At 32.8% G+C, this 12520-nt stretch carries 10 protein-coding genes; 3 read left to right on the top strand and 7 right to left on the bottom strand.

The features are described 5' to 3' along the window. Positions 1-113 precede the first annotated feature (113 nt). Positions 114-2018 carry a DUF3857 domain-containing protein gene (locus GM921_RS04485; RefSeq protein ID WP_182921408.1) on the bottom strand — a complete coding sequence of 635 codons (1905 nt, stop codon included), beginning with the start codon at positions 2016-2018 and terminating at the stop codon, positions 114-116. Then, positions 2018-3994 carry a DUF3857 domain-containing protein gene (locus GM921_RS04490; RefSeq protein WP_182921409.1) on the bottom strand — a complete coding sequence of 659 codons (1977 nt, stop codon included), beginning with the start codon at positions 3992-3994 and terminating at the stop codon, positions 2018-2020. Before GM921_RS04490 ends, GM921_RS04485 begins: the two co-directional genes overlap by 1 nt. A 168-nt stretch (positions 3995-4162) precedes the next feature. Between GM921_RS04490 and GM921_RS04495 the strand changes: the two genes are divergently transcribed. After that, on the top strand, positions 4163-5113 hold the full coding sequence (locus GM921_RS04495) for a 3'-5' exonuclease (RefSeq protein WP_182921410.1): 951 nt from the start codon (positions 4163-4165) through the stop codon (positions 5111-5113). 163 nt (positions 5114-5276) lie between these two features. Then, positions 5277-7172: a M1 family metallopeptidase gene (locus GM921_RS04500; protein WP_182921411.1), complete on the top strand. Its 1896-nt coding sequence runs from the start codon at positions 5277-5279 to the stop codon at positions 7170-7172. A 274-nt stretch (positions 7173-7446) separates the two neighbouring features. Here the strand turns inward: GM921_RS04500 and GM921_RS04505 are convergent, their stop codons facing one another. The 3 genes from GM921_RS04505 to queG all read right to left on the bottom strand — a co-directional run bounded on the left by GM921_RS04505 (position 7447) and on the right by queG (position 10231). Next, positions 7447-8292 (bottom strand): hypothetical protein, encoded by an 846-nt coding sequence (locus GM921_RS04505; protein WP_182921412.1) that lies wholly within the window; start codon positions 8290-8292, stop codon positions 7447-7449. Between the two features lie 79 nt (positions 8293-8371). Continuing rightward, complete coding sequence (locus GM921_RS04510; RefSeq protein WP_182921413.1) at positions 8372-8773, bottom strand: GreA/GreB family elongation factor; 402 nt, start codon at positions 8771-8773, stop codon at positions 8372-8374. Between the two features lie 516 nt (positions 8774-9289). After that, positions 9290-10231 (bottom strand): tRNA epoxyqueuosine(34) reductase QueG, encoded by a 942-nt coding sequence (gene queG / locus GM921_RS04515; protein ID WP_182921414.1) that lies wholly within the window; start codon positions 10229-10231, stop codon positions 9290-9292. A 79-nt stretch (positions 10232-10310) separates the two neighbouring features. Here queG and GM921_RS04520 point away from each other — a divergent pair, with 79 nt between their 5' ends. Then, complete coding sequence (locus GM921_RS04520) at positions 10311-10535, top strand: hypothetical protein (RefSeq protein ID WP_182921415.1); 225 nt, start codon at positions 10311-10313, stop codon at positions 10533-10535. 5 nt (positions 10536-10540) lie between these two features. On the opposite strand, the gene ruvB is transcribed toward GM921_RS04520, so the two are convergent. Continuing rightward, positions 10541-11563, bottom strand: a complete 1023-nt coding sequence (gene ruvB / locus GM921_RS04525; protein ID WP_182921416.1) for a Holliday junction branch migration DNA helicase RuvB — start codon at positions 11561-11563, stop codon at positions 10541-10543. A 66-nt stretch (positions 11564-11629) separates the two neighbouring features. Further along, complete coding sequence (locus GM921_RS04530) at positions 11630-12517, bottom strand: 3-hydroxybutyryl-CoA dehydrogenase (protein ID WP_182921417.1); 888 nt, start codon at positions 12515-12517, stop codon at positions 11630-11632. Positions 12518-12520: the final 3 nt, after the last annotated feature.

Below are 12520 nucleotides of genomic sequence, written 5' to 3' on the forward strand. Positions count from 1 at the left end.
GATTATTATGACAGAACCTAAGCACGATTACTCTTTTTGGACGAAGTACAAACATTTTGCTACTACAGAAATTCTGATGTATTTAATTATGATTATTGGTATTGGACTTGGGATTATTTTTTTAAGCTAAACACAACCTTTACGTGATCTGCGGTATTTACATCGGTTATAAACTTAAAGAACGCTGCATAGCTTTCTGCCGGAAAAGTACCATCATTCAACACAAATTTCCGATAGTATATTAATTTATTTCCTTCTAAAACAGTTTTTGAAACGTACGAACCAAACTCGCTTTTAATTGCCGTATCATTTGGTTGAATAAACGGAATTACATTTTCTGGTAATGTGTACGTAATGCTATCTGCATCGGTATATCCACGATTTAAATAAACTGGTAATGTTCTGTTTTTAGCATCAGGTATTGTTGCTTTTACATTGAAAGCATTTAATAAAAGAAATAGTTTACCATTATTGATAGATCCGTAATTTCTAATAGTTATCGCTAAGTTTTCTGTGAGTTCTGGTTCAATATCTTTCTTTTGAACGTAATTAATTTTATCGAAGTAGATGTTGTCAATGTCGTAAGCTTCCGCTAATAATTTCTGTTGTTCAGTTAAAGGTTTATCAATAACTTCTTCGTGATTATCGTATTGAGCGCCAGAAAATATCGTTTTTAAGTTTCCAGTTACGCTTCCATCTTTATCCATACTTAAATCCGCTTTGCGAATTTGAAGATTTTTTGGTGTAGTTAATTTTGGTGTGTGCAGTAATTTACCTCCTTCGGGAGTGCAAGCCAATACATATCTATCGTCTGTAAAATCACTTAAAAAACCGAAAGGAATTTTCTGACTTGTACATTCTAACCAAGTGGTATCGCCTTTAAGTGGCATACATAAAATGATGTGATTTCCTTGATTCATACTTGCATACGTAGGATCTAAGCTCTTTTTCTGACTACCAGCTTGCACAATACAATAATATGATTCGATGCCGACCACATCTAAAAGGCTTTGCATGTAGTTAACCAAAGCCTTACAATCGCCATAACCTAAACGATCTACGTCTGCAGCGGTTATCGGTTGAAAACCTCCAATACCGATTTGTACACTAATGTAACGCGTTTTATTTTGCAGGTACTGATATATTTTTCTGGCTTTTTCTTTATCGGTTGCTTCGTTTTTAACCAAATCTTTAATAGTTTCAATAGTTGTGGGCAAAAGCGTTTTACGATTTTTTAATAAATTATCATATTGCCATTTGCCCAACTCTTGCCAATTGGTATAATTGCCTTTATAATTGAAATAACTAAAATTTTGAGGAGCAATTTTAACACTAGTTTGATAGTTTTCTCGATCTGGACTATAAGGTTCAGGTTTTACGCCCATCATATTATTCACCGTCCATACTAAGGTTTTTTGTTTTTCATTAACACTTTCAAGAGCTTTATTAGCTAAGTTTTGGGTTTTAATTCGAAACTCATCTGTTGGTTTACAAATAAATGTGTAGCTGCTTTTTTCTACAGAAACATCACTAGCAGGTTTTGGTACCCAATCTGGAATAATTAAGTTTTGCTTGTAACGCATTTCATAGGTGTAAACTATGGTATAAGGATAAACATTTACAGAAGGTAAATAATGTTTTACGCGACTATCTTCAAATAAAGAAAAATCTTGTACAGCACTTTCATCCTTAAAATCACTTTGTGAAAATTTGCCAGTTAGCTTACCAACTTCATTATAAATTTCGCCTTTAATGCTTTTAATGGAAGTGTTTTTATCATAGAATAAAACCAATCGAGCACTATTTTCACCGTTTTTATTTAAAACTGTAATGGCTTGTTTAACAGAATATATCACATTATCTGGCGAACGCATATCTACAACAGTCTCTTCATTTCTGATGGTTGCATTTGCTCTATTTCGCAAGGTTGAAGGAATTAATTCCGAATCGTAATTGTCTTGTGCATAACACGTAATGAAACTTAAAAATGAGATCAAAAACAGAGATATGACTTTCATTAGTTCGCTTTTTTTAATAATAAATCTGTTTTTTGATTTTGGATAATCTTGCTGTAAAACTCTTTAAGGTAAGGATATTCTTCTGGAGCATAAATAGCTTTATTAAACTGCAATACTTGACTTAAAACTAAATTATTATCCGTTAACGTAGTTTGTAATAAATATCGACCACCAGATAATGGCAAGCCTATGGCCAAATCTTGAGGTTTTTCTTGTAACTGATAATTTCCTGGTAAGGTAATAATAATTGAAATTCGTTCATCAGATGCAGCGCCTAAATCTACAGGATAAGTTCTTTCATTTAAATTAAAAGGGTTTTTTGAAATGCGACTGATAAAGAAAGGATTTATATAAAGTAAATCTTTACCCATACCATCATGAGCAGCAAATTCAACTTCGTAAATTTCAGTTAGTGGTTTTTCAACACTATCAATATTTAATATTTCTTGTTTAGTGATACTTATTTTAGCTAATTCCGCATCTAATTTCTCTACATATTCGTCTGGCGAATTGTATTTTTTAATCTCTTTTCTCTTGTTAAAAGCTGCGTAACCAAGGGTGGTAGTTGTAATTGTACCTGTAATTTTTCCGTCTGCGTTTAACTTTCCGTTTAATATATAATTTGTAGTGCTTTTCTGACCTGCTTTTAAGTCTATCCAATAGGATGGTTTTTTAAGATTAATTACCCTTCCTTGATCGTTTATACAACGCAAAGGCAATAATCCGAAAGGTAATAAAGGTTCTGTAGCATCTAATAAATAGCTTTTATCACCAATATTAACTTTAGCAACCACATAATTAAAATCACTTATTATGGGATACAATTTATTTACCGTTCCGTTTTCTCTTGTTGAAATAATTACAGCTTCAGCATCCAAATCTGCCGCAGAAAGCGCTGCAATTAAACTTAAATTAACACCAGCAGCATTGCCAGATCTACTTTCTAATACAGTTTTAATGTTTTCCTCACTATATTTTCCATAATAGTTATTCCATTTTATTTGTTTTTTAATGTAATTATAAATCGCTTTGGCTTTACTTAAATCATCCGTAGTATTTTGTAAAATAGATGGCAATAGGTCTTTAAAAACATCTTTACGTTTCATATGCGAGCCAAAATTCTTATCAGATGTTAGTTCATAATCAATATCTTTCCATGCTTTTGTAAAGTTCTGTTTGCTTCCATTAGTCATTAATATATCTGAAAGTTCAAAATAAACTGCCGACTTGAAATTACTAGGAGCAGTCATGTAATCTTCTTCTAAAAAAGCAGGTACATTTTTCATCACATAAGTCATTTTAGAGCAGTCTATAGGCACTCCGTTTAGTCGTAAACATTCCCTACTCAATTCAGCTTTTTGATCGCTTAATTTATAAAATCCACGAAGTGTTACATTATAAGTGTAGTTTCCAGGTATATAAGCTACGTATTCGCTATGCACTTTAGGAATATCTGATTGAAATTCCCATGTTTTAAAATTAAAATAGTTTGGTGATACTAAACGATAGCTATATTCTATAATAGAACCATCTTTAATATTTGGCAAGGTGAATTTGGTTAATGAAGTATATTTAGATCTATTTTCTGTAAAAACGGCTTTTTTATCCATCACAGTTTCTACAAATTTGTTATCAACATAATTGAAAGTAGAAGCTTTTAGATCTTGTACTAATTCTTCTCTCGAATCATCTTTATAAGTAGGAATAACAATATTAGCTTGTTTAAAACCTTCTTTATTGTAAATTTTGATTTTTACGTGGTAATCAAATATTAATAAAAGCCTACCTGTAGCATCATCAAGTTGCAAGGCAGCAGTTCCATACTCTTTTAAAACCACAGCATTTGCATTACTATCTATCGATTTCTTGTTAAACTCATAATCATCATAAGTAATTGCTCCAAAGTTAAAGTTCTGAGCATGAGCAGCTGATAAGATTAATAAATAAAAGCAGGTTACGGCTAAAATTTTCTTCATAAAGAGGTTAGTTAATTTCGTAGCAATTTAAACGTACTTGCTAACATTATGAAATAATTTCGCAACTAAAATTTTAGCTGAATAGTACAGAACTAACCAAACCTTTTTAGCATTTTTGAAAAACAAAACTTAGCTTAAACCCAATACTTTAATAGATATCAAAATAAAATGAAATTAAATTTAAAACGTCCTTTAGCCTTTTTCGATTTAGAAGCCACAGGGATAAATGTTGGCGCAGATAGAATTGTAGAAATTGCAGTATTAAAAGCAATGCCAGATGGATCGGAATTGATTTTAACTAAGCGCATTAATCCAGAAATGCCAATTCCATTAGTTACTTCATTAATACATGGTATTTATGATGAAGATATTAAAGATGCCGAGACGTTTAAGCAAGCTGCAAAAGAAATTGCAACATTTATTGGCGATGCCGATTTAGCTGGCTATAACTCCAATAAGTTTGATATACCTATGTTGTTAGAGGAGTTTCTAAGGGTTGGTGTCGACTTTGATATGAGCGATAGAAAGTTTGTTGATGTGCAAAATATCTTCCACCAAATGGAGCAACGTACATTAAAAGCAGCTTATAAGTTTTATTGCGAAAAAGATATTATTAATGCACACTCTGCAGAAGCTGATATTAGAGCTACTTATGAAGTATTGTTATCGCAATTGGATAAATATCAAGATGTTGAGTTTGAGGATAAACAAGGAAATAAATCAAAACCGGTACAAAATGATGTAGATGCGTTGCACAGTTTTACCAACATGAATAAAGTGGTAGATTTTGCTGGTAGAATGGTTTATAATGAGAAAGGCGAAGAGACCATCAATTTTGGTAAGCATAAAGGCAAAACCGTAGAACAAGTTTTTGATACAGAACCTAGCTATTATGCTTGGATGAAACAAGGCGATTTCCCTTTATATACTAAAAAGAAATTGGAAGAAATTTGGGTGAGATGGAGCAAAAAGAAAGACGAACAAAAAGTAGCTAAGCAACAAACTCAAGCTCCAAAACAAACCCCAGCAGCTCCTACAAAACCTCAACAAAAAGAAAAACCAGCTGCACCAATTAACAACGATATGCTGGAGCAGTTAAAAATGAAATTCGGTAAATAAGGTTTTAACCACAGGAGAATGAGAAACTGTTTAAATTTCCTTCCATTACATCACTGTCTTTTGTCATCCTGAGCGTAGTCGAAGGATTTGCGCAAAGGTCTTCGACAAGCTCAGACTGACATGCATAATTTATAACCGAAATTTAAACTCAAAAAAACATTAAATGAATATTAAAATATTAAAACACAAAATCTGTGTTCATCTGTGCATATCTCTGGTTGGCATATTTTTTATAACCAACTGTGCAAAAGCTCAACTTCCTGTAGGACAAGTTTTTCAACAAACTTACCAAAAAGGAACACGCGATGTAAGTGGAGCGCCAGGAGCAAACTATTGGCAAAATACTGCTAATTACAATCTTAAAATAGATTTTAATCCCGAAACAAGATTATTAAAAGGAACTGTAGAAATTCAGTATACCAATAATAGTCCAGACGTTTTAGAAGAAATTTGGTTTAAGTTATATCCAAACCTCTATAAAAAAGGTGTTGCTAGAAAATCTAAATTGAATGAACGTGATTTAGGCGAGGGAGTTAAAATCACAAGTATTTTGCTAAACAATCAGCTTAAAGATACCTCAAGTTTAATAATTGATGGAACAAATATGCATACCAAAGTTCCAGCATTGGCATCAGGAAAAACGATGAATTTTAAAATTGAGTACAGTTATATCTTAAATAAAGGCTCCCATCAAAGAACAGGTCAGGTAGACGAAGGAGCACATTTTATCGCCTATTTCTTCCCTCGAATTGCAGTTTATGATGATGTAGATGGTTGGAATAAAATTCCATATAGTGGCTCTGAAGAGTTTTACAATGATTTTTGCAACTTTAAAGCCGCTATTACTGTTCCTAAAGATTATACAATTTGGGCAACAGGCGATTTATCAAATGGAGCAGATGTATTTACAAAAAACATCTATAAGAAATATCAATTAGCTAATAAAAGCGATGAAACAATTGATGTAATAGATAGTGCTGAATTAGCACAAAATAAGGTAACTGCTCAGAAACCTTTTAATACCTTTAAATTCGAAGCTAAAAATGTAGTAGACTTTGCCTTTGCCACAAGTAACCATTATTTATGGAAAGCTAATAGTTTGGTAGTAGATCCAAAAACAGGCAGAAGAACTAGAGTTGATGCCGTTTTCAACCAAAAACATAAAGATTATTACGAAGTAATTGATTTTGCTCGTAAAACAGTTCACGCTATGAGTTATGTTTTTCCAAAATGGCCTTTTCCGTATAGTCATGAAACTGTTTTTGATGGTTTAGATCAAATGGAATATCCAATGATGGTGAACGACAATCCAACTCAAAATAAATTCGATGCCATTACTTTAACAGATCACGAGATTTTTCATACCATGTTTCCATTTTATATGGGCATAAACGAAACTAAATACGGTTGGATGGATGAAGGTTGGGCAACAATAGGCGAGTGGTTAATCTCGCCAATGATAGATTCAACAATTGTAGATGATTATGGTGTTTTACCGACAGGAAGCTCATCAGGTACTAAAGATGATATGCCGATTGTTACTTTAACAACTGAATTAAATGCTCGTAGTTCATTTACAAATACTTATCCTAAGCCAGGTTTTGGTTATCTTTTTGTTAAAGATTATTTAGGTGATGAATTGTTTACCAAGGCATTACATAATTATATCACCCTGTGGAATGGCAAACATCCAATGCCTTACGATTTCTTTTATAGTATGAATACTGGTGCTGGTAAAAACATGAATTGGTTTTGGAAACGCTGGTTTTTTGAGGATGGTGTAACTGATATGGCAATTAAAGCTGTAAATAAAACTGATGCTGGTTACGATATTGAAATCGAAAATAAAAGCAATAAACCTTTGCCAATAGATTTATTAATTACGTACAGCGATAATTCTACCGAAAAAGTACATCATACCATTGGTGTTTGGGAAAAAGAGAATAAAACTTTTATATCGTCCATTAAAACCAACAAACAAATTAGCAAAGTGGTGATGAAAAGCGACCACGTTCCAGATAAAAATAGGAGTGATAATACATTTGTAGTAAAGAATTAGAAAGCGCCAAAGGAGTTCCTTTGGAACAAATACAGAAGCCCGATTAATATTAGTCGGGCTTCTGTATTTTACTTCTTGCTCGCTACAATCCTGTTTAGTTAACAAAAGATTGTGCAAGTAGACCGTCATTCCCAACTTGATTGGGAATCGTAATGCGGTAGTAGGTACTAACACACTACCTAGTTTTCTATCGCCTTACGATTAGCACTTCGTGGTTCCCGTTTTCACCGGAATGACGAGAAAAGTAAAGAGATAACGAATATTAATCGCATAATTATTTATATTCCGTAATCGGGTAATACGCTTTTTCAATTACACCCTCATCACTTAATAACTGATTTAAAATTGGGTCTGCTAAAACTTTAGCAATGGTAGTTCTTTTGCCATTCACCCATATTTTATTTTGAATTAACCGAATACCATGACTATAATCGGCCCAAGTATTGGTGTGTTTGTTATAAAGTGGCTGTATTGCTTTTCCATCTGGTTTATGCCAGCCATAAATAACTACTTTTGGAGTTTTCTCGCTATATATTTTATTGCTTATTATAACATCTTTTTTATTTCCAGCAGTTAATTCGCTGTTATTATGCTGAGTGGAATAAGGTATCAACTGTGTTTTAACTAATTCATTATGAGTTATAAAAATAGGAACAGTGGTCATTGCTTTAGTAGGAGGAATGGGTTGTGGTTCTACTTTTATGATTGCATTTTGGTAAATCAAATCAACCATTTTTCTGGTTGGCAACGTACATTTTAACAAATTAGCAACACGTTGTGCTAAAATTGGCGTCATTGGCATATACATATAATCATCATTGCTACCAATTGCTATATAGTCTGGCAGTACAAAAAAATCTATAGAGTACTCTTGATTATTTATTTTTGAGCTATAACTAACCTTTTTCAGTTTTCTTAAAAAATCAGGAATATTACCACTCTTAATTTCTTTGTAAATAATATTTTCTCGATCAACCAAACTCAAATTGCTGTCAATAATTGAATTGGCAAAAGCTTTTCCGCCTAATGCATCCGCCTTGTGAGCTTTTAATTTTAATTCTTGTGCATTTACAAAGGCAAAATGAAATAAGAATAAGAGTAATGCAACTGTGGTTTTCAAATTTTTATGTATATTTTATTAAAGTTATTAATAAAAATGAACGAGCATCAATTAATTAATACTCGTTCATAAACTTTGTTTAAGTAAGCCTAGAAACTTTTAGAATTTGAAAAGATTTAATTCCCTCTGGAAGTTCCCATTGTATAATTGCATCTTCTGCATAACCTAAAGTGGCAATACCAATTGCTGATAAAATAGAGGTTGTACCATTTTTTCTTCTTGCTTTTTGTGGAGATACAAATTTGCGGATGATCTCTTCTGAAGTTTGTAGATCTTTTACTGTAACTAGTGAATTTATTGTAACCACATTATTTGGTAAATCTCTATTTAAAACTTGTTTAGCATTTTTTAATTCAATTTCTAACTTTTCTTCGTTTAACCTATTTAATTTTTTCTTTTTAATTTGTTCTTTTAAAAGGTCGTAAATGCCTGTTGTTAAAATGATGGAAGTTTTTGTTACTTGAATATCTTGATTGTTCATGATAATAAATTTGAATAATGAATGATGTTAAATCCTGACTTTACTAGATCTAATTTTATAAAATTTGTAAAGCTTTTGCTTAACGCTGAGTTGATTATGAATACCTTTTAAAACGCCACTTACTACAATAAATAGAAGTACTAAAAGCGGATTTAGTATAGTTAATGCTAATAAAATGATAAAAATATCAACCACGATGATAAGCATGAAAGCTGCTTTTAATAAGCGCATATCATATTTAATTAATGTGAATGATTTTTTTTGAATTGTCCCTTTTACCTGTCAAAGGCAAGGGATTAATTTATAAAGTCTTTACTGCTTTTAAGACAAGAATCGCCTAATGAATATTGAATAGCTAAGAATCGTTTGTAGATGCGAAAGCTATCACGCAATTGTTGTTTAAAACAATTTTGAGATAATAAAAGATGTAATTTGCTTTGCATATAAACAAACATAGGTCTTATTATAGGCTAAAAAGAATGTTTTTTGAACAATGACAATGTTATGCCAAATCTCCTAACGTTTAGTGCTGATTAAAAAATCAATATTTCGTTTTAAACCTGTAAACTTTGTTCTTTTAACTGCCGAACCTTTAAATACTTGTTTAAAAACCTCATCTGTCATTTCTATAAGTTCTGTTTTGTTCAGTTGTAAAAGTTCAAGTGCAGGTTTAAAAGCAGGTTCTTGATGTGGTGTTGCAAAGCGATTCCAAGGGCAAACATCCTGGCAAATATCACATCCAAATGCCCAGTTTTCCATTTTATGTTTAAACTCATTCGGGATTTCATTTTTCAATTCGATGGTTAAATAAGAAATACATTTACTACCATCAACTACATAAGGAGCCATAATTGCATCCGTAGGGCAAGCATCAATACAACGAGTACAAGAGCCGCAATGATCGGCAGCAAAAGGAGTGTCGTATTCCAATTCTAAGTCGATAATCAGCTCTGCTAAAAAGAAAAATGAACCGGCATCTTTACTAATTAAGTTTGAGTTTTTGCCACGCCAACCTAAACCTGATTTTTGTGCCCAAGCTTTATCCATTACAGGTGCAGAATCAACAAAACATCGCCCAGAAACTTCGCCAATATTATCTTTAATAAATGCTAGTAATTCTTGAAGTTTTTCTTTTATCACAGTGTGATAATCAGCTCCGTAGGCATATTTAGAGATTTTTGGAGCACTAATATCCAGCTGTTTATCTTCAGTAAAATAATTTAAGGTTAACGAAACTACAGATTTTGCATCATCAACTAATAGGGTAGGATTTAGGCGTTTATCGAAATGATTTTCCATGTAAGTCATTTCGCCGTGTCGATTTCCTTTTAACCAATTTTCAAGTCTAGGTGCTTCTTCTGCTAAAAATTCTGCTTTCGCAATTCCACAAGCCATAAAACCGAGCCTTAATGCTTCAGTTTTAATCATTTGACTGTATTTTGCAGAATTGTTGTACATAGATTTGCAAAGATAGGTTTTTGCATTAAAAACCTTTTAAAGCCTTAATTGTTGTTATACGAAACTAATTATTATCGTCATGGAAAATACAACGCCTAATCATATCGAAGATCCAAATAAGGGACATCCACCAATAGAAACTAATTACGAAGCTCATAAAGATAATCCAGGTCCAGCGCCAACTGTAAATGAGCCAGATAATAAGGGAGCAGGACAAGCAATGAAATGGATTATACCAGTTGTGGTAATAATTTTATTGGTAATCTATTTCTTGTATTTTAGAAATAACACTTCAACACATTAAAAGATTTAAAACAATTTTCCAGTTTGCCCTAATTTAATTCTACCTAAATGTTTATAGGCAGCTTCTGTAACTTCACGACCGCGGGCTGTGCGCATTAAATAACCTTCTTGTATTAGAAAAGGCTCATAAACTTCTTCAATAGTGCCATCATCTTCGCCTACGGCTGTTGCAATGGTTTTTAGTCCCACTGGGCCACCTTTAAATTTATCTATAATGGCCAACAAGATTTTATTATCCATTTCATCCAAACCATGCTCATCTACATTTAAAGCGGTTAAGGCGTAGCGAGCAATTTCGGTATCAATGTTTCCAGTACCTTTTATTTGTGCAAAATCTCTAGTACGACGTAAAAGTGCGTTTGCAATACGAGGCGTGCCACGACTGCGGCGAGCAATTTCGTAAGCACCTTCATCTGTAATTGGAGTTTTTAAGATTTCAGATGAACGTAAAACAATGGTAGTTAATATTTTAGCATCATAATAGGCTAGGCGTGAGTTAATTCCGAAACGAGCTCTTAATGGTGCAGTTAATAAACCCGAACGCGTGGTAGCACCAACTAAAGTAAACGGATTTAGACTGATTTGTACTGAACGGGCATTTGGACCGCTTTCAAGCATAATATCAATCTTGAAATCTTCCATTGCCGAGTACAAATATTCTTCTACCAAAGGTGATAAACGATGAATTTCATCAATGAAAAGAATATCTCCAGTTTCTAAATTGGTTAGTAATCCTGCTAAATCGCCTGGTTTATCTAAAACTGGGCCAGATGTAACTTTAATATTCACACCCATTTCATTCGCAATAATGTATGATAGGGTAGTTTTTCCTAATCCTGGAGGACCGTGTAATAACACATGATCTAAAGCTTCGCCACGTAATTTGGCGGCTTTAACGAAAATCTTTAGGTTTTCCATGATTTTCTCCTGACCAGTAAAGTCATCAAACTCCTGTGGGCGTAATACTTTTTCAATATCACGTTCAATAGGGCTTAAATTTTCAGAAGAAGCATCAAGATTTTCGTTCATTTGGTAAAGATAATGGTTAATAGTCAATAGTCCATGGTCAATTAGCTATGAACCATCAACCAAAAATTAGTTAAACTTGGTTGCAACTTTAGCTTCTTTTACGCCATTGCTATAATCATAAAAACCTTCTCCAGATTTTACACCTTTTTTACCAGCCATCACCATATTTACCAATAATGGACAAGGTGCATATTTCGGGTTGCCAAAACCTTGATGTAAAACATTTAAAATAGCTAAACAAACATCTAATCCAATAAAATCAGCTAATTGCAATGGACCCATTGGATGAGCCATGCCTAATTTCATTACCGTATCAATTTCATTTACACCAGCTACACCTTCAAATAGAGTATAAATAGCTTCATTTATCATTGGCATTAAAATTCTATTAGCCACAAAACCTGGGTAATCATTTACCTCAACTGGAGTTTTATCTAGTTTTTTCGAAAGTTCCATTACCTGATGGGTAGTTTCGTCACTTGTAGCATAACCTCTAATTACTTCTACCAATTTCATTACAGGAACTGGATTCATAAAATGCATGCCTATTACTTTATCACCACGATTGGTAACTGAAGCAATTTGAGTGATAGAAATAGAAGAAGTATTGCTAGCTAAAATAGCTTCAGGCTTAGCAAATTGATCTAAATCTTTAAATATTTTGAGCTTTAACTCGATGTTTTCAGTCGCGGCTTCTACAATTAAATCAGCGTTTTCTACACCAGCTTGTAAGTCGGTAATAGTAGTAATATTAGCTAAAGTTGTGTTTTTTTCTTCTTCAGTTAATGTTCCTTTAGTAATCTGTCTTTCTAAATTTTTGGTAATAGTGGCTATTGCTCTTCCGAGAGCGTCAATGTTAATATCAACTAAATTTACTTGGTAACCAAACTGCGCAAATGTATGTGCAATCCCATTTCCCATTGTGCCAGAGCCAATTACTGTTATGTTCTTCATATT

It is taken from the genome of Pedobacter planticolens (genome assembly GCF_014172375.1).
GTDB lineage: Bacteria > Bacteroidota > Bacteroidia > Sphingobacteriales > Sphingobacteriaceae > Pedobacter > Pedobacter planticolens.

Coding starts and splice junctions, on each gene's coding strand:
- GM921_RS04520 (WP_182921415.1), top strand. CDS start 10,311: ATGGAAAATACAACGCCTAATCATATCGAAGATCCAAATAAGGGACAT.
- GM921_RS04510 (WP_182921413.1), bottom strand. CDS start 8,773: ATGAACAATCAAGATATTCAAGTAACAAAAACTTCCATCATTTTAACA.
- GM921_RS04530 (WP_182921417.1), bottom strand. CDS start 12,517: ATGAAGAACATAACAGTAATTGGCTCTGGCACAATGGGAAATGGGATT.
- GM921_RS04490 (WP_182921409.1), bottom strand. CDS start 3,994: ATGAAGAAAATTTTAGCCGTAACCTGCTTTTATTTATTAATCTTATCA.
- GM921_RS04495 (WP_182921410.1), top strand. CDS start 4,163: ATGAAATTAAATTTAAAACGTCCTTTAGCCTTTTTCGATTTAGAAGCC.
- ruvB (WP_182921416.1), bottom strand. CDS start 11,563: ATGAACGAAAATCTTGATGCTTCTTCTGAAAATTTAAGCCCTATTGAA.
- GM921_RS04485 (WP_182921408.1), bottom strand. CDS start 2,018: ATGAAAGTCATATCTCTGTTTTTGATCTCATTTTTAAGTTTCATTACG.
- GM921_RS04500 (WP_182921411.1), top strand. CDS start 5,277: ATGAATATTAAAATATTAAAACACAAAATCTGTGTTCATCTGTGCATA.
- queG (WP_182921414.1), bottom strand. CDS start 10,231: ATGTACAACAATTCTGCAAAATACAGTCAAATGATTAAAACTGAAGCA.